This is a genomic window from Sphingomonas arantia, assembly GCF_042682045.1.
Lineage (GTDB): Bacteria > Pseudomonadota > Alphaproteobacteria > Sphingomonadales > Sphingomonadaceae > Sphingomonas_R > Sphingomonas_R arantia.
Map to the genome: position 1 here is coordinate 356,022 of NZ_JBHUGS010000005.1, position 17,156 is coordinate 373,177.

14 protein-coding genes are annotated in these 17,156 nt (G+C 67.8%); 10 read left to right on the forward strand and 4 right to left on the reverse strand.

The features are described from left to right. The first annotated feature begins 119 nt into the window (after window positions 1-119). Entirely contained in the window at window positions 120-1,229 is a 1,110-nt protein-coding gene (locus ACFSGX_RS16775) for a KpsE/RkpR family capsule polysaccharide export protein (protein WP_380931444.1), read from the forward strand. A 46-nt stretch (window positions 1,230-1,275) separates the two neighbouring features. Here ACFSGX_RS16775 and ACFSGX_RS16780 read toward each other — a convergent pair whose 3' ends face one another. Next, window positions 1,276-2,574: a glycosyltransferase family 4 protein gene (locus ACFSGX_RS16780; protein ID WP_380931445.1), complete on the reverse strand. Its 1,299-nt coding sequence runs from the start codon at window positions 2,572-2,574 to the stop codon at window positions 1,276-1,278. Window positions 2,575-2,637: 63 nt separating this feature from the next. Then, window positions 2,638-3,786, reverse strand: a complete 1,149-nt coding sequence (locus tag ACFSGX_RS16785; protein ID WP_380931446.1) for a glycosyltransferase family 4 protein — start codon at window positions 3,784-3,786, stop codon at window positions 2,638-2,640. A gap of 98 nt (window positions 3,787-3,884) precedes the next feature. Here ACFSGX_RS16785 and ACFSGX_RS16790 point away from each other — a divergent pair, with 98 nt between their 5' ends. Beyond that, entirely contained in the window at window positions 3,885-4,547 is a 663-nt protein-coding gene (locus ACFSGX_RS16790) for an ABC transporter ATP-binding protein (RefSeq protein WP_380931447.1), read from the forward strand. A 109-nt stretch (window positions 4,548-4,656) separates the two neighbouring features. Further along, entirely contained in the window at window positions 4,657-5,763 is a 1,107-nt protein-coding gene (locus ACFSGX_RS16795; RefSeq protein ID WP_380931448.1) for a polysaccharide biosynthesis/export family protein, read from the forward strand. Between the two features lie 51 nt (window positions 5,764-5,814). Here ACFSGX_RS16795 and rfaE1 read toward each other — a convergent pair whose 3' ends face one another. After that, window positions 5,815-7,269, reverse strand: a complete 1,455-nt coding sequence (gene rfaE1, locus ACFSGX_RS16800; RefSeq protein ID WP_380931449.1) for a D-glycero-beta-D-manno-heptose-7-phosphate kinase — start codon at window positions 7,267-7,269, stop codon at window positions 5,815-5,817. Window positions 7,270-7,323: 54 nt separating this feature from the next. Beyond that, complete coding sequence (locus ACFSGX_RS16805; RefSeq protein WP_380931450.1) at window positions 7,324-8,541, reverse strand: FkbM family methyltransferase; 1,218 nt, start codon at window positions 8,539-8,541, stop codon at window positions 7,324-7,326. Window positions 8,542-8,825: 284 nt separating this feature from the next. Here ACFSGX_RS16805 and ACFSGX_RS16810 point away from each other — a divergent pair, with 284 nt between their 5' ends. The 7 genes from ACFSGX_RS16810 to rfbC all read left to right on the forward strand — a co-directional run bounded on the left by ACFSGX_RS16810 (window position 8,826) and on the right by rfbC (window position 17,148). Then, complete coding sequence (locus tag ACFSGX_RS16810; protein ID WP_380931451.1) at window positions 8,826-10,874, forward strand: glycosyltransferase family 9 protein; 2,049 nt, start codon at window positions 8,826-8,828, stop codon at window positions 10,872-10,874. Between the two features lie 128 nt (window positions 10,875-11,002). Next, window positions 11,003-12,208 (forward strand): hypothetical protein, encoded by a 1,206-nt coding sequence (locus ACFSGX_RS16815; RefSeq protein ID WP_380931452.1) that lies wholly within the window; start codon window positions 11,003-11,005, stop codon window positions 12,206-12,208. A gap of 87 nt (window positions 12,209-12,295) precedes the next feature. Next, window positions 12,296-14,398: a glycosyltransferase family 9 protein gene (locus ACFSGX_RS16820; protein WP_380931453.1), complete on the forward strand. Its 2,103-nt coding sequence runs from the start codon at window positions 12,296-12,298 to the stop codon at window positions 14,396-14,398. A 133-nt stretch (window positions 14,399-14,531) separates the two neighbouring features. Further along, entirely contained in the window at window positions 14,532-14,720 is a 189-nt protein-coding gene (locus ACFSGX_RS16825) for a hypothetical protein (protein WP_380931454.1), read from the forward strand. Further along, the gene (locus ACFSGX_RS16830) at window positions 14,717-15,232 is read left to right on the forward strand and encodes a D-glycero-alpha-D-manno-heptose-1,7-bisphosphate 7-phosphatase (protein ID WP_380931455.1); all 516 of its coding nucleotides are present in this window, start codon (window positions 14,717-14,719) and stop codon (window positions 15,230-15,232) included. Before ACFSGX_RS16825 ends, ACFSGX_RS16830 begins: the two co-directional genes overlap by 4 nt. A 10-nt stretch (window positions 15,233-15,242) precedes the next feature. Next, window positions 15,243-16,388 (forward strand): AGE family epimerase/isomerase, encoded by a 1,146-nt coding sequence (locus ACFSGX_RS16835; RefSeq protein WP_380931456.1) that lies wholly within the window; start codon window positions 15,243-15,245, stop codon window positions 16,386-16,388. 187 nt (window positions 16,389-16,575) lie between these two features. After that, entirely contained in the window at window positions 16,576-17,148 is a 573-nt protein-coding gene (rfbC, locus tag ACFSGX_RS16840; RefSeq protein ID WP_380931457.1) for a dTDP-4-dehydrorhamnose 3,5-epimerase, read from the forward strand. Window positions 17,149-17,156 lie beyond the last annotated feature (8 nt).

The following is a 17,156-nucleotide window of genomic DNA, read 5'->3' on the forward strand; positions in this document are numbered from 1 at the left end:
TGGCGCGTTAACCACGACATTGGCCATTCGTCAGAAACCAAGGTACTTACCGATTTATGAACATGCATGGTTTCATCGCCCCCGTCGCAGACCGGACCGATCATCGGCCGGAGTCCCGGATGACGGCCTTCCGGCATTGGCTGGTCAAGCATCGCATGTTCGCGCTGGTGGTCCTGCTGCCCGGGCTGCTCGTCACGGCCTATTATTACGGGATCGCGTCCAACCAGTATGAGTCAGAGGCGGATTTCGTGATCCGGTCCTCGGACAATGCCGGGGCGTCCGCGGGTGGGCTCGGTGCGATGCTTGGCATGGCGGGCGGCATCACCTCTTCGCAGTCCGAGGCGATGGGCGTCTCCGACTATCTGAAGTCGCATGAGGTCATCGAGATCCTGCGCAAGCGGCTCGGCCTGGTGGAGCGTTTCCGCCGTCCGGAAGTCGACGCGATCTCGATCCTGCGGCCCGCGAACCCGACCCCGGAAACGCTCGAGAAATATTACAACCAGAAGGTCACGGTGGAATATGACCGCGACACCGGCATTTCGCGCCTGCGCGTCCGCGCCTTCCGGCCGGACGATTCCTACGCGATCATCCGCAGCCTGCTCACGCTCGGCGAGCAGCAGGTCAATCAGCTGAACCAGCGGACGTACCGCGACGCCGTCTCGTCCGCCCGCGCGCAGCTGGCCGAGGCCGAGACTGGCGTTGCCGAGATCCAGAACCGGATGACCGGTTTCCGCCAGACCCGCCAGGACATCGACCCGGCCGGAACCGGCGCGGCGCAGATCCAGATGGTGTCGACGATGACCGCCAGTCTGAGTGCGGCGCGTGCGCAGCTGTCGGCGATGCGCAGCATGATCAGCACCAGCAGCCCGCAATATCAGGCGCTGGCGCAGCGCGTCAGCTCTCTGGAGCGTGAACTTGCGTTGCAGTCCGGCAAGCTGACCGGCGGTAACTCGACGATCGCGTCCAGCCTCGGAAGCTACGAGGACCTCAAAGTTCGGCAGGATTTCGCGGCCAAGCGCTACGAAGCGGCTGCCGCGAACCTGGAGAAGGCGCGCGAGCAGGCATCGCGCCAGCAGCTCTACCTTGTCCGCATCGTCGAGCCGAACAAGCCGGTGAAGTCGGAATATCCCGAGCGCGGCCGGATCGTGCTGACCGTAATCCTGGGTCTGTTGATTGCCTATGGCATCGGCTGGCTGCTGGCCGCGGGCGTCCGCGAGCACGTCGCTTAACAATTACACGACAGGGGCGGCGGTTGAAGTCGCCGCCCCCGACAGGTCAGACCATGACCTTGGCGTACAGCGCCGCCAGCCGGTCGCGGTAGGCAGCGTCGGAGAAGAGCTCCGCACGCACTTTGCCCTCTGCCGCAAGATGGGCACGCAAAGCGTCGTCCCCGTCGAGCCGCTTCAGCCCCTCGGCGATCGCCGAAATATCGTGCGGATCGACCAGTAGCGCGGCATCGCCCGTGACCTCCGGGATCGCGCCTGCGGTCGACGACAGGACGGGCGTACCGAGCGCCATTGCCTCGAGCACCGGCAGGCCGAACCCTTCGTAGAGCGACGGAAACGACACCGCCCGCGCGCCGCGAATTAGCCGCAACAACATCCGCTGCGGCAGATAGTCGATCTGCATCACCGCCGGGCTCGCCTGGACGCCCGGGATCGACCCGTTCGGCACCTGCCGCGCGGACTCATGTCCCCACGGGCGTCCGACGATCACCAACGGCGTCGCAGAGCGGGTCGACAGATAGGCTTCGATCAGGCGCTGGACGTTCTTCTTGGGCTCCACCGCGCCGTAGAACAGAAAATAGCCGCGGTGACGCAGGCCGAAGCTGCCCTCGACGATCGCGGCGTCCTCCGCCGGGTCGGCCGCGGGCGTCCGGAACGCCGGCGGCAACGCCTGATAGGTGTTCGTGACGCGCGCCGGATCGAGCGGGAACCACTCGAGCAGGTCACGGCGACTGGCGTCCGACACGGTGCAGATATGGTCCGCCCGCGCGATGCAGTCGCGGAGCAGCGCCTGGTAATGCGCCTTGTGATCCAGCGTCGCGTGCGGGAACTTCAGCGGTACGATATCGTGGATGGTGTAGACGTTCCGCGCGCCCTCCAGCGTGATCGGCACCGGATAGGTCCAGTGCATGATCTGCGGCGGATCGGGCGTCCGTACCGTCACGAACCGGCCGGTCCGCGCATAATGACGGTGCGCGATGCCGAACAGCCGGGTGCGCGACACCAGCCGGTCGAACCGCGGGAAACTGTCGGCGAACGCGGCCTTGTCGACGCGGTCGGTCAGCGGGACCGGATCGAGCGCGATCGGCGCGAACGGGCGGATCGCCTCCCGCGTCCAGCGCGCAGCGAAGGCCAGCCCTTTCCGACGATCGGTCGGCGGTCGTTGCAGCGTATCGAAGAATCGGACCTCGCGCCCGTCGACCGGGCCGCGCACGTCGAGCCCGAACAGCCCGACCGTCTCATGCCCCATCGCCCGCAGCGCATGAGCGAGCGTCAGCCCGTAGGTCGCCACCCCGGTCCCGCCCGGCAGCGCGAGGTTATAGCCGTCGATCCCGATGCTGAGCGTCATGTCGTTCCATTCCGGCCGCGCCGGACGGCACCGCGATCCTGCCGCACGATTATGCGCGGCCGGTCAGCGGCCCGCGGATCGCGCGATGCCATCCGCATACACAGCGCGCAACCGGGCGGCAAACCGCGCGCGGGAGAAGCGTTCGGCGCGCAGTCGCCCCACCGCGCTCAACCGCGCCCGCAGCCCGGCATCGCCGGCAAGTCGGGCGATCCCCGCGGCGATGGCGCCCGCGTCGGTCGGATCGACGCCGAGCGCGGCCCCGCCCGCCACTTCGGCCAGCGCACCGGTCGACGATGTCAGTACCGGCGTGCCGGCGGCCATCGCCTCCACCGCCGGCAGCCCGAACCCCTCGTCCAGCGACGGGAACAGCAGAGCGGTGGCGTGGGCGACCAGATCGGCCAGCCGGTCCGCCGGAAGATAGGGCAGCCGGACGATGCCCGCCCCGTCCGCCCTTAGGGTGTTCGAAAAGTCCGGACCGACCAGCACCAACGGTTGCGCCACCCCGCTCCGCCGGTACGCGTCGATCAGCCGGGGCAGGTTCTTGCGCGGCTCGTCGAGCCCGCAATACAGGAAATAGCCCCCCGGCAGGACACCTCCAGCAAGCGGCTGGGGCACGGACGCCGGCGCCGCATCGACCGCCTGGTAACAGTTGACGACTTGACCCGCGGGGCAGCCGAGCTGCGTCACGATGCGGGCGCGCGCGTCCTCCGACACCGTCACGATCCGGTCTCCCGCCTGCACGATCCGGGTCAGGACCGCCGCCAGCCGCGTCGGATCGGTCCGCGCGAGCTCAGGCCGCTCGAGCGGGATGACGTCGTGGACCGTATAGACGTTGATCCAGCCCGCCATCCGGATCGGCACAGGGTAGGTCCAATGGATCAGGCCCGGCCGGACGTCGGGCTGCATCCGCAACATCCGCCCATACAGACCAAAATGGACCTGCGCCGCGCGGAACACATGGCGGGCATAAAGCGTCTCCGCCCCGCCTCCATCCGGCGCTCCGCAAACCCGCACCGCGACGGCACGCGGCGATGCGGCGGTCAGCCAGCGTCCGACCGGCCCGTCGTCATCGTCGCGCAGGATCATCGGCCGCCCGCCGATCATCGGCAGTGTCGCGGCCAGCGACGCGGCATAGCGCGAAACCCCCGTGCCGCCCGCGCCCAGCATGCGCCCGTCGACGCAGAGCGGAAAGGACGAGGGTACCCGGTGCATCGCCCATGTCATCTACGGCTTGGCGCGGTGCGTCCATAGCTTTAAGACCGTCCCCAAGTTGCCTCCGACGGCACCGGTTTCCGAAGTGGCCAGGCGCAATGATCCAGTTCCAGAATGTCTCCAAGACCTACCATGTCCGCAAGTTCGAGAAGCTCGTCCTCTCCGACCTGAGCTTCGTCCTGCAGAAGGGTGAATCGCTCGGCATCTGCGGCGCGAACGGCGCCGGCAAATCGACGTTGCTGCGGCTGATGTCGGGCGTCGAACCGCCGACCACCGGCACCGTGACGCGCCGCATGAGCACGTCCTGGCCGCTCGGCTACGGCAGCGCGTTCCAGTCGAGCCTGACCGGCGCCGACAACGCACGGTTTATCGCGCGGATCTACGGTCGGGACACCGAGGAACTGCTCGATTATGTCGAGGATTTCGCACAGCTTGGGCCGTATTTCAAACAGCCGGTCTCGACCTATTCGGCCGGCATGGGCGCGCGCCTGGCGTTCGGCATTTCGCTCGCGATCGACTTCGACTGCTATCTAATCGACGAAGTGACGGCGGCGGGCGACGAGCGGTTTCGCGCGCGCTCGCAGGCGGAACTGATGGACCGCCGCAACCGCGCCTCGCTCGTCATGACGTCGCACGACACCGGCACGCTGCTTGCCTATACGACTCGCGGGGCCGTCGTGTACGGGGGCAGCCTGGTCATGTACGACACGATCGGGGAGGCGGTAGAAGTTCATCAGCGGCTTCAGGCACGCGCATCTTGACAGGCACGTCCCGGTCGTCCTTTCCCGTCCGGATCGATTTTTGAGGTTTCCGACAGACATGCCGAATTCCCCGTTCCCGCGCTGCGGTTCCGTTTTCTCCTCGATCGCGATGGCATCGGTCCTGGCGGGGTGCGCAACCCTGCCCTCCAGCGGCCCGACCGAGCGGCAGATCCGGCGCGGCGCGGAAGCATCGAGCGGGCTTATCAAGTTCGCGATCGTCCCGCTCGACGCGGCGACGGTGGACCGGTTGCGGCGCGAGGAGACGACGCGCCGGACCAGCGTCGCGACGCTGTCGCAACTGGCGCAGGAAGCGCGCACCGATACGATCGGGCCCGGCGACGTTCTGACGATCAGCATCTACGAGGTCGGCGTCGCGCTGTTCGGTGGTGCCGTCACACGCGTGGCGGGTGAAGGCTTCGATCCGTCCGCGCGCAGCGAGACGTTCCCGACGATGGTCGTTGACCGCGAAGGCACGATCCGGCTGCCCTATATCGGCCGGCTGGGCGTTGCGGGCCTGACGCCGTTCGAGGTGCAGCGCCTGATCGAACAGGGGCTGAAGGGCAAGTCGCAGAGCCCGCAGGCGCTGGTGTCGATCAAGACGAACATCGCCAACACCGTCTATGTCTCCGGCGACGTCCGGCGGCCCGGCCGGCTCGAACTGTCGCTGGGGCGCGAACGGCTGCTCGATGCGATTGCCGCCTCGGGCGGGTCGGTCGGCACGTCCGAGGACACGCTCATCCGCTTCTCGCGCAACGGGCGCATCGTCGAACAGCGGCTCGGCTTCATCCGGTCCGGCACGCCGGACGATTTGTTCCTGATCCCGGGCGACCGGGTCGAACTGATCCGCCGCCCGCGCACGTTCGACGTGTTCGGTGCCACCGCCAAGGTGTCGCAAGTCAATTTCGAAACCGGCGAAGTGTCGCTGGCCGAGGCGCTGGCGCGTGTCGGCGGACCGAACGACGTCCAGGCCGATCCGGCCGCGGTGTTCCTGTTCCGCTACGACGGTATCCCCGACGCCCCCGATGCCGGGCCGCCGCAGGTGTATCAGCTGAACATGCTGAAGCCGGAAAGCTACTTCGTGGCGCAACGCTTCGCGATGCGCGACCGCGACGTGATCTACATCGCCAACGCCGCTGCGAACCAGCCGGCGAAGCTCGTCAACATCATCAACCAGCTGTTCTCGCCGTTGGTTACCGCGCGCGCCGTCACGCGCTGATCCGGACGACCGGGCGGGATCGGCGATACGCCGCCCGCCCGGCCAGCTTGGTCACTCCGCCTGCGCCGCCGCGACGATCCGCGAGGTCGAGTGGCCCTGCGACAGATCGATCAGCATCACGCGCCCGCCGCGCGCCTTGACGATGTCGGCCCCCACGACCTGATCCTCGGTATAGTCCGATCCCTTGACGATGATGTCGGGCTGCAACGCGGTGATCAGCTCGAGCGGCGTATCCTCGCCGAACAGCACCACCGCCGACACGCCCTTGATCGCGCCCATCACCGCAGCGCGCGCCGCTTCGTCCTGGATCGGGCGGGTCGGGCCCTTCAGCCGGCGGACCGAATCGTCGGTGTTCAGCGCCATGATCAGCCGGTCGCAGCCGGCCGCCGCCTGCCGGATCAGCGAGACATGGCCCGGGTGGAGCAGATCGAAACAGCCGTTGGCGAACCCGACGGTCAGCTTTTCCTTCGCCCAGCTCCAGCGCAGCGCCACCGCGCTGTCGAGATCGACGAACCGCCCATCATTGACCGAGGCCGAGACCGTATCGGCGGCCAGCGACGCGACGAGTTCGTCGCGCGTCACGCTGGCGGTGCCCATGTGCGACACGACGATGCCCGCCGCGTGGTTGGCCAGCCGCATCCCCTCCGCGATCGACAGCTCCGCCGCGATCGACGCCGCGAGCACCGCCATCACGGTATCGCCGGCACCCGACACGTCGAACACGTCCTGCGCCACGGTCGCCATGTGCGACGGCGCTCCGTCGACCGGGTAGAAGGACATGCCCTTTTCCGACCGGGTCAGCAGGATCGCCGCACCGCATGCCGCCTGCGCCTGCGCCACCGCGGCGGCGGCCTCGGCGTCCGTCTCGCACGGCAGGCCGGTCGCGTCGGACAATTCCTTGCGATTCGGCGTCAGGATCGATGCGCCGCGATAGATGGTCAGGTCGCGCCGCTTCGGATCGATCAGCACCGGCTTGCCCGCCGCATTGGCATGGTCGATCACCGCGCGCACCAGCCGGTCGGAACAGACGCCCTTGTTGTAGTCCGACAGGATCACGACGTCGGCCGCATCGATCGCGTCGCGCGCCGCCGCGATGCAGACATCGTCCAGCGCGGGATCGTCGATCCCGACATCCTCATGATCGATCCGCACGATCTGCTGATGCGCGCCGATGATGCGCAGCTTCTGCGTCGTCCGGCGGTCCCCGGCGGCGACCAGCCCGCCGCATTCGATATCGCCCATCTCGCACAGCTTGGCGATCAGCTGATCGCGCGCCACGTCCTGCCCCGTGATCCCGACCAGGCGAACATGGACGTCAAGCGACGCCAGGTTGGCGGCCACGTTCGCCGCGCCGCCCGGCACCATCCGCTCGGACCGCGCGCGCACGACCGGCACCGGCGCCTCCGGCGAGATCCGGTTCACGTCCCCCGTGATGTAGCAGTCGAGCATGACATCGCCGACGACGGCGATTTTGCATTTGGGGAAGAGATCCAGAAGCGTCTGCATGCGGCACCGATCATATTGAGGACGAGGACGAACGAAGGAACCGATCGCGACCCGTCAGGCCGCCATCCGTACCGCGTAGAAGAAGCCGTTGGAATGCGGCGGGCTCTGGTCGAACACTAGGAAACCGCGCCGCAAGAGCGGGGCGACCAGATCGGCCTGCGTCTTGCTGTCGAAAATCCGGTGCCATTCGACCATGAACGCCGAAATCTGGTCGAGCAGCCCGGCCTTCTCCAGCGATTCGAACACCGCGAACTCCGACCCCTCGCAATCGACCTTCAGCACGATCTTCCGACCCGCGGCGCGCGCCTGTTCGATCACCGGGCGCAGCATCGTGGCGGTATCGCGCACCGAAACGCGGACCGGCGTGCCGCCCGGCATCGGGACGATGCACATAGATCCGGACGCATCGACGTCGGACACTGCGATGGTCCCGTCCCGGTCATGATCGGACAGGCCGATATTGTGCGCCGTGATCTTTTCCGACAAGTCCGGGTTCAGCGCGAAATTAGCGAGCGCACGATCGAAGGTCGCGCGGAACGGTTCGAAGGAATGAACCTCCTGCACATTGGGCTTGGCGGCGAACATCATCGACACCAGCCCGATGTTCATGCCGATATCGACGACGCACAGCTCGGCATCGGCGAAGATGTTGTACGCGTTACGGAAAAACACCTCGCCCACGAAATTGAAATCGTCGCGCGTCCGGGCGAAGAACGAGACATTGTCAACGCGCAGCACGACATTGTCGCCCAGGATCCGCACGGCCGCCCCGTCGCGGTGCAACTGGCGCAACTCCTCGCGGTGCGCGACGAAGAACTCGGGCGCGTCCTGATCGTCCGGCTCGGGAAAACGCGCCTCCGCCACCACCTGCGCAGGATCGGCCTCGGGCGAGGTCACCCTCACGACCGGCCGCTCGTCCGCCACCAGCAGCGGCGCCTTGCCGTTCACCCAGACGCGGAACTCCAGTCGCTGCGTTTCCTTCAACGTGAACGGCAGGACGAACCGCGCCATCCCCTGTTGCAGGTTGGACAGCCGGATCTCGCGACGCGCGATCTGTTTCGTGCCCGTGCCGGCGACGACATCGATCACCGCGCAGCGGAAATCCTTGTTGAACTGCTGATGATCGAGCGGGGCGAGCGCGAATTCGACCACGTAACGGCCCGGTTCGAACTGGAGATAGGGTCCATAGACGGCATGCCCCCTGTCGTTGGCTGTCTGGATCCAGTCACGGCCGTCGATCTGGACCGGCGAACCAACCGCGGAATTAAGCACGTCTACTCACCTTCGCATGACCGGCGATCGCCGGTTCCTTGCCCACAAGACGCGGGCGAACGACAAACCGTTCCGCCGCGCCGTCGCTTCCGGCGCCCCCCTCCGCCGGAATGGTCGCAGTCCCTACGCCAAGGGTGCGCGTCTTTCCAGCACCGCGGTGACGCGCCGCCGCTGGACGGACCCGGACCGGCCCGGTATCCGCCATCGGATATGTTCGGAACCCCGCCATCCCCCGCCCTGCCCTTGCACCTGACCGTCTCCTGCCGCGGGACGGACGGCCGGTGGTGACGCGGTTCGGTTCGGCCCGGCTCTGGCGCGCCGCACGCTTCGTCATCCCCGCCGGGTCCTCCGCGAAGATCGCGCACCGGCTCTACAAACGCGGGACCGAGGCGCGCAACGCGGGGCACTATCTGGCCGCGGCGATCCTGTACGAGGAAGCGATCAAGTTCACGCCGGGGCTGCCCGGCATCCACATCCAGACCGGGCACATGTACAAGGAAGCCGGCGATTTCGACGCGGCGGAGGCGCACTACACCACCGCCGACCGCCTCGGTCCGGGCAATGCCGACCTCGCGCTGCAATTCGGCCATTTCTACAAATTGTCCGGTCGCCCGGATCAGGCGATCGAAAGCTATGCACGCGCGCTGGAGATGCGTCCGGGCTGGTCCGACGCCGCCGACGAACTGGCCGCGCTGCGCAGTGCCTATGACGATCGCCCCGTGCGCAGCGACGGTGGGGCCGCCCCCGCGGACCAGTCCGTCGATTTCGACCGGATGGCGCCCGAACTGCTGCCGCGCGGCGAACCCGAGGTGCGCCGCACGTTCCGCGACGGCCTGCAGGTCCGCCATTTCGGCGCGCGCCGCGAACGCAGCCGCTGGGGCACGATGCGCACGCTGCGCGGGGTGGAGGCGATCCGCGGCCATGTGATCTCACCCGTCCCGATCGTGGAGGTGCGGATCGTCGTCGACGGCACGGTCGTGCGGACGGAGGTGCCGAGCGCGCACGATCTGCGCGGCGGGGCGCCCAGCCAGCGCAAATATGTGTTCAACATCTGGCACGACTTCTCCGGCTTCACGCATGGCCGGTACGAGGTGGAGGTGCGCTGCATCGACGTCGGCAACCGCACGCTGTTCCACCGCCTTCAGGTCGTGATCGCGGCACCGCAGGCCGAGGCCGATCTGCCGCGGTCGGACGGGCTGGTGTCGATCGATCCTACCGACCCGCGCAGCGTCGACGATCAGGTGAACGCGCGGCCCAGCGCCGTCCGCGCCGCCACCCGCACGCTGCTGCCGCACCCGCCGCGCGCGATCCTGGTGCAGCGTGTCGACCAGCTCGGCGATCTGGTGGTGTCGGTCCCGGCGATCCGCCGGCTCCGCGCGCTGTTCCCGGACGCTCGGCTCGTCGGGCTGCTGTCGGCCGCCAATGCCGGGCTCGGCGCGACGCTCGGCCTGTTCGATGCGATCGAAGTCGCGACATTCCCGGAGGATCCGTCCGAGGGCCGCCGCGTGATGGCGTTCGGCGATCAGCAGGCGCTGCGCGAACGGCTGAGGCCCTACGCGTTCGACGTCGCGATCGACCTGTCGGAAAGCGCCGTCTCGCGGCCGCTGCTGCTGCTGTCCGGCGCGCCGTTCATCTATGGGTTCCGCTCGCAACAGGCGGTGTGGCTGTCGGCGGACGCGACCGGCGCGACGCATGATCCGGTCAACGGCCATGAAACCGCGGCGCATTCGGCGCGGCTGGTCGCCATGGTCGACTGGCTGGGCGGCATCCTGTCCGGCCACGCCGCCGTCGCGCCCAACCCAGCGCTTCGCCGCGACATGCTCGCCGATCACGGGCTGGGCGGCGACACGCCGTTCATCGTGCTCCACGCCGGCGCGCGGCTCGCGTTCAGCCGGTGGCGGCACTATTCCGAACTCGCCGAGCGGATTGTGGCGGAGACCCGCCACCATGTCGTGCTGCTGTCCGACGATCCGATCGCCGCCGGCGACCTACCCGCCGGCCTTGTCGCATCCCACCGGTTCCACGCGGTCAGCGGCCGGATGCCGTTCGAGACGTTCGACGCGCTCCTGTCCTTCTGCGCGGTGTTCGTCGGCAATGACTCGGGGCCGAAGCACCTCGCCGCCCTGCGCGGTGCGAAGGTCGTCAGCCTCCACATGGCACGCCTGAACTGGAACGAGTGGGGCCAGGAAGGCGACGGCGTCGTGATCAGCCGCCGCGTGCCCTGCGCCGGCTGCGGCATCCACGACGCACCGGAGGAATGCGGCAAGGACTTCGCCTGCCTCAGCGGGATCCGTGTGGACGAGGTCTTCACCGCGGTGACGGACCTGCTGTGATCGCGACGGACCGCACGGGGCGGCGCGGGGTGGCTAAACCGGTGCGAGGCAGATAGGAGCGTCGCGCACGGCCACGCCGCTGCGGGCGGCGCGACGACGCGAGGCGACGGGTTCGATACACCATGACGATGACCAGCGAGACGAACGACGACGCCGGCGAACCGGTCATTGAGGTAGAGCTCGATCCGTTCGGCTATCTCGGCGACGCGGTCAGCGCGGTGCGCGGGCTGAACCGCGACGAGGAACCGGCCGACCCGTTCTACATCTTCCATACATTCTACGTCGATTTCACGCCCGGCCTGGTCGAAGCGGACCTGACCTTCGTCGGCTTGCGGTCCCGCAAGGACCGGATGATGGTGTCGGTCCATTCGTTCGAGATCCGGACCGAGGCGCTCGGCCTCGTTCTGAAGGACGATTTCTCGCTCCGCACGCTGGCCGCCAGCGGGGGCAAGGCATCGATCGCGTTCGAGGTGCAGGAGGGCTACCGTTACGCCATCCTGGCGCGGACCGGCACGCCGTCGGATGCGGTCGGAAAGTCGCTGACGGTCACCTGCCGCAACTATCCGGGCCGCGCGGGCAAGCCGGTGGTCGCGTCCGACCGGAACGAGTACCGCGCGAAGGGCATGCGCGACGTCGCGACGCTCGTCACCAACCGCCCCGTCAAGCTGGCCAAGCCGATGTCGCAGGCCTGCACGTCGGCGCAGCTGAAGGAACCCACGTTCCGCGAATGGCAAAGCGTGCTGGGGTTCAGCGATCCGGCAGACCGGTTCCAGTGGGAGCCCGTGTTCGTACTGAACGTGCTGAAGGCGTTCGGCGTCATCGATGCCGGCGGGACGGGCCTCGGCTTCGGCCGCGATTATGATGTGATGGCCAGGGCGCTGAACGGGCTCGGCTGCACCACCGCGTCGGCCGAGGCGCTCGCCGCCGCCGCCAAGCCTGCACAGCCGTCCGAGGACGGTGCGGAAACCAAGGACGGCTATGAAAGCCCGGTCGCACTGCCGCCGCCCAGCGTCATGCGCAGCTACGACTTCCTCTGGTCGCTGGGGCTGTGCGACGTCCTGTCCAACCCGGTCGACCTGATCTACCTGGTCGAGGATTCGATCGAGTATCTGAAGCCCGGCGGCATGGCGGTCCATATTCTGACCGCACAGATCGGGCGCGATCAGCTGGGGCAGGAGCTGGCCCCCGGCACGTTCGATCGCAATCGCCTCGCGCAGCTCTCGCTCGCGGTGGTCGGCGGGAAGCACGAGATCGCGCAGCTGAACATGTATTCGGATCCGGACGATGATGGCCCGCATTCGTTCGGCATCATCATCCGCAAGAACGCGACATGATAGCGGGCCGGCATCGGCTTCGCCCGGCCGCGACCCGCCGCGCGACCGATCGCCCGGTCCGCGCCGTCGGCTGACGAAGGATATCCTGTGCCCGTTCTGAAAGCCCTCGGCCTGCACAAGTTGAAGTCCGCCTATCTCGCGAACGCCCTGATCACCCGTGCCCGCGCGGCCAAGCGTGAACAGCGGTTCGCCGAAAGCGCCGTCCTGTACCAGGAAGCGCTGCGTCTGACGCCGAACGATCGCCGCGCGCAGATCCAGTGCGGCAACATGCTGAAGGACGCAGGCCGCTATGCCGAGGCCGAAGCGCATTATCTGGCCGCCCGGCAGTTGCGCGACGGCGATGCCGAGCTGGAACTCCAGGTCGGGCACCTCCACAAGCTGTCGGGCCGGCTGCCCGATGCCCAGGCCAGCTATATCAAGGCAATGGCGTTGAGACCCGGCTGGTCCGTTCCGGAAACGGAACTGGCGAAATTGACCAAGGCGGGCTGGCTTGGGCAAAGCGCGAACCGTCCCGTCGGCGCGCCGCCGCTCGACGCGCAGCAACTGGCTGAAGACGAACCGGACGACGCGACGCTCGCGTCGATGCGCCTCGGTCGCGATGTCGCCGGGCTGGCGCCCAGCCTGGCCCCGCGCAGCAGCACCGAAATGCTTTCCGCGCATGCCAACCATGTCCAGGTCAAACGGCTCGGGCACCGCGAACCCAGTTTCTGGGGCGACAGCACGACGTTGCGCGGGGTGGAGGCGATCCACGGGTTCGTCATTTCGGACACGCCGATCGATTATCTCCAGATCATCATGAACGGCCTGACGATCCACCGCGGTCCGGTGCAGGGCGGATATGATATCGCGTTGGAGATCGAACCGGACCGCCGGCGGAAATACGTCTTCAACATCTGGATGGATTTCGCGACGTTCACCAACGGGCGCTACGCGATCGAACTGCGGTTCTTCGACATCGCCGGCAAGACATTGTCGCATCACGACCGCGTCGTGGTGGCGGACCCGTTGATCGAGGCCGACCACCCCAGGTCCGATGCGATCATCGAGATCCCCCGGCCCGATCCGCGGTCCGTCAGGGAACGCGTCAACGCACGCGAATCGGTGGTCCGCCCGGCGGACCGCAGCCTGTTGCCCACCCCGCCCCGCAATATCCTGGTGCAGCGGACCGACCAGCTCGGCGATATGGTGACGTCCATCCCCGCCATGCGGCGGCTGCGCGAACTGTTTCCGGACGCCCATATCGTCGGCCTGCTGACGATCGCGAACGAGGCGTTCGCCCGGACGCTGGACGTGTTCGACGAGATCATCGTCGTCGATTTCCCGGACGATCCGGTCGAACGCCGCCGGCTGATGCCGCTCGACGCGCAGGAGGCGCTCCGCGCGCGGCTGGTGCCCTACGCATTCGATATCGCGCTCGACCTGGCGCAATCCGATGTCTCGCGCCCGCTGCTGCAATTGGCCGCGGCGCGCTTCACGCTCGGTTTCGGCGGGTCCGAATGGTCATGGCTGTCGGCCAATTTCGTGTTCAACACGCATGATCCGCTGACGAATCTCGACATCGTCCCCCATTCGGCAAAGATGCTGGCGATGGTCGAGGCGCTCGGCGTGGCGACCCGCACGAACGCGACGGTCATGCGCCGTCCAGAATTGTCGCGCGCGCAACTGGCCGCTTACGGGATCGACCCGGACGAACGCTACGTCGTGCTGCACGCCGGCGCGCGTATCGGGTTCAGCCGCTGGCCGCATTACCCGGCGCTGGCGCGGATGATCCTGGACCGGACCGGCCACAAGGTCGTGTTGCTGACGGAGGATGCGGACACCCGCGCGACGCTGCCCGCCGATCTCCTGGCGTCAGGCCGCTTCGTCTTGCTGGATCGGCGGCTGCCGTTCGACGATCTGGATGCGATCCTCTCGTTCTGCGACGCGATGGTGGGCAATGATTCCGGGCCGAAGCATTTGGCGGCGCTCCGCGGTGCCAATGTCGTCACGCTGTTTACCAACCGCATCAATTCGGCCGAATGGGGGCAGGAACTGGGTGGCAAGATCATCACCCGCCGGGTGCCGTGCGCCGGTTGCCTGATCTTCCACGACGCGGAGGAATGCGGTGCCGATTTCGCCTGCATCAGACTGATCAAGCCGGAAGAGGTGTTCGGCGCGATCAGCGAATATCTCCGCCTCCCCGCTGCCTGATCGCGCCCGATCGGGCGCTGCGCGGCGGCTGCCGGACGGGCCCGACGGACAGGATGTCCCAACACGGCACGGCCGTCTTGCCGGTCCGGCCACGCCCACCGCTCGGTTGCGCGGACGCGGGGACGATCCTATCGTGACCACCACGCAGGGCATATCGCCTGGATTGCATGTGCCGGAGACGTCGTTGGCCACCATATTCGCCGGGCGCTCCGAACCGCTCCATCATCTCATTGTCGACCGGATCGTCCAGCGCGCCGTCCCCGGTCGTCCCGATGCACCGCGTCTGTTCGGCGCGTCGCCGGCGGCGGGAATGCCTTCATGACCGCAATCACGAAACCCGCGGCGTTCCTCGATCGCGACGGCGTCCTCAACATCGACGACGGCTATATCGGCAGCATCGACCGGCTCGTCTGGATGCCGGGCGCCGCCGACGCCGTCCGGCTGCTCAACGCGCGCGGCTATCATGTGTTCGTGGCGACCAACCAGTCGGGCATCGGCCGCGGATTGTTCAGCGAGGACGCGTATTTCGAGCTGCGCCGCGCGATGCATGAGACGCTGGCCGCGGCCGGCGCGCGGATCGACGACGAGCGGCACTGCCCCTATCACCCCGACGTCACCGACCCCGCCTATCGCCGCGTGTCGTCCTGGCGGAAACCGGAACCCGGCATGCTGCTCGACCTGATGGACGCCTGGCCCGTCGACCGCACGCGCAGTTTCATGATCGGCGACAAATCGAGCGACATGGCCGCGGCCCGCGCCGCCGGCGTCGCCGGGCACCTGTTCTCCGGCGGCAACCTGCACGACTTCGTCGCCGGCATCCTGGCTCAATCCTGAAGGACATTGCATGACGCTCTACTCGGACGCGTTCGCCGATCTGCGCGGCTGGCTGTTCGACGCGGCACTCCCGTTCGCGGTCGATGTCGGCGTCGATCCGGTCCATGGCGGCTTCTTCGAACGCTTCACCCCGACCGGTGAGCCGATCGGCGACCCGCGTCGCGCGCGTGTCGCCGGGCGTCAGGTCTATGTGTTCGCCGCCGCCGAACGGCTCGGCTGGGGCGACCGCGCGCGGCCCATGATGCGGCACGCGCTGGCGTTCCTCGATCGTCATCTGGTCGATCCCGACGGCATCGTGGTGCCGACGGTGGCCCCCGACGGCACGATCGTGAAGGCCGGCTTCGACCTGTACGACCAGGCATTCGTCCTGTTCGGGCTCGCCGCCGCGGCCGCCGCGGGCGAGGACCCGGACGGCCTGCGCGATCGGGCCCGCACGCTGCGCGACCGGATGGTAGCCGGCTGGTCGCACCCCGATGCGGGGTTCGAGGAAGCGATGCCGCGCACGCTGCCGCTGAAGGCCAATCCGCACATGCACATGTTCGAGGCGGCGCTCGCTTGGGCGGCGATCGATCCGGACAGCGGCTGGGACGCGCTCGCCGATACGCTCGCCGAACTGGCACTGGCGCGGTTCATCAATCCCGCGAACGGGTCGCTCCGCGAATATTATGACGGCGACTGGCGGTTCATCGACACGCCGGAAATGGACGTGGTGGAACCCGGGCATCAGTTCGAATGGGCCTGGCTGCTGATCCGCTGGGGCACGCTGCGCAACCGGCCCGATGCCATCGCCGCCGCACGCCGGCTGGTCGATCTGGCGGAGGCGCATGGCGTGTCGACCGAGCAGCACCTCGCCGTCAACGAACTGACGCCCGATCTGCAGGTCCGCGATCCGCTCCTCCGGCTCTGGCCGCAGACCGAACGGATCAAGGCGCATGTCGCCCTTGCCGGCATCGCGCGCGACGCGGTCGAGCGGGATCGTGCCGAGGCCGCCGCGGCCGCCGCGACTCGCGGGCTGTTGCGGTTCTTCGATCACCCGGTGCGCGGATCGTGGTGGGAGCATCTCGATATCGATGGCCACCCCATGGCGGAACCGGCTCGTCTCAGCAGTCTTTACCACATCGTCTGCGCCGCCTCAGTTCTGGCGGGGGACGACTAAAGACTTATGCCTTGTCGGCAATCAGTTGCCCGATCCCGTTGAACTGGATAGGCGGCAGAGGCCATGAGGCACGATCGGGGAAGGTCGGGGAAACCCGGCATACGGGAGGTGCTTGAATGGAACGAAGCAATCGATATCGGTGCGCCGCCGCGGTGCGCCAGCCCGCGTTGCCCGATCGGGCCACGGCATGACCGGTTCGCCCGTCCGCCTCATCCACACCCGCCGGTTCGGTGACGATCGCGGCTGGTTCTCCGAAACCTACCGCGCGGACAAGCTGGCCGCCGAGGGGATCGCCGAGACCTTCGTACAGGACAACCAGTCCTATTCGGTCCACACCGGCACGATCCGCGGCATCCATTTCCAGAAGCCGCCGATGGCGCAGGGCAAGCTCGTCCGCTGCGTGCGGGGCAGCATCATCGACTATGCGGTCGACCTGCGGCGCGGATCGCCGACCTATGGCCAGCATCTGTCCGCGCGGCTCGATGCGCAGACTGGCGACCAGCTCTGGATCCCGGTCGGGTTCGGCCATGCGTTCGTCACGCTCGAACCGGATGTCGAGGTCGCGTACAAGGTGACCAACGTCTACGCGCCCGAAACCGAGGGCGGCATCCGCTGGGACTGCCCCGTCATCGCGATCGACTGGCCGCTGCCGCCCGCCGGCGCCGCGCTGTCGGCCAAGGACATGGTCCTGCCGTCGCTTGCCGATTTCGACAGCCCCTTCGACTATGACGGCGTGCCGCTCGGCACCCTCAACGACTGATTGGATCC

What these genes read in the sequence shown, in the direction of transcription:
- ACFSGX_RS16775 (WP_380931444.1), top strand. Translation starts at nt 120, where the DNA reads ATGACGGCCTTCCGGCATTGGCTGGTCAAGCATCGCATGTTCGCGCTG.
- ACFSGX_RS16780 (WP_380931445.1), bottom strand. Translation starts at nt 2,574, where the DNA reads ATGACGCTCAGCATCGGGATCGACGGCTATAACCTCGCGCTGCCGGGC.
- ACFSGX_RS16785 (WP_380931446.1), bottom strand. Translation starts at nt 3,786, where the DNA reads ATGCACCGGGTACCCTCGTCCTTTCCGCTCTGCGTCGACGGGCGCATG.
- ACFSGX_RS16790 (WP_380931447.1), top strand. Translation starts at nt 3,885, where the DNA reads ATGATCCAGTTCCAGAATGTCTCCAAGACCTACCATGTCCGCAAGTTC.
- ACFSGX_RS16795 (WP_380931448.1), top strand. Translation starts at nt 4,657, where the DNA reads ATGGCATCGGTCCTGGCGGGGTGCGCAACCCTGCCCTCCAGCGGCCCG.
- rfaE1 (WP_380931449.1), bottom strand. Translation starts at nt 7,269, where the DNA reads ATGCAGACGCTTCTGGATCTCTTCCCCAAATGCAAAATCGCCGTCGTC.
- ACFSGX_RS16815 (WP_380931452.1), top strand. Translation starts at nt 11,003, where the DNA reads ATGACCAGCGAGACGAACGACGACGCCGGCGAACCGGTCATTGAGGTA.
- ACFSGX_RS16830 (WP_380931455.1), top strand. Translation starts at nt 14,717, where the DNA reads ATGACCGCAATCACGAAACCCGCGGCGTTCCTCGATCGCGACGGCGTC.
- ACFSGX_RS16835 (WP_380931456.1), top strand. Translation starts at nt 15,243, where the DNA reads ATGACGCTCTACTCGGACGCGTTCGCCGATCTGCGCGGCTGGCTGTTC.
- rfbC (WP_380931457.1), top strand. Translation starts at nt 16,576, where the DNA reads ATGACCGGTTCGCCCGTCCGCCTCATCCACACCCGCCGGTTCGGTGAC.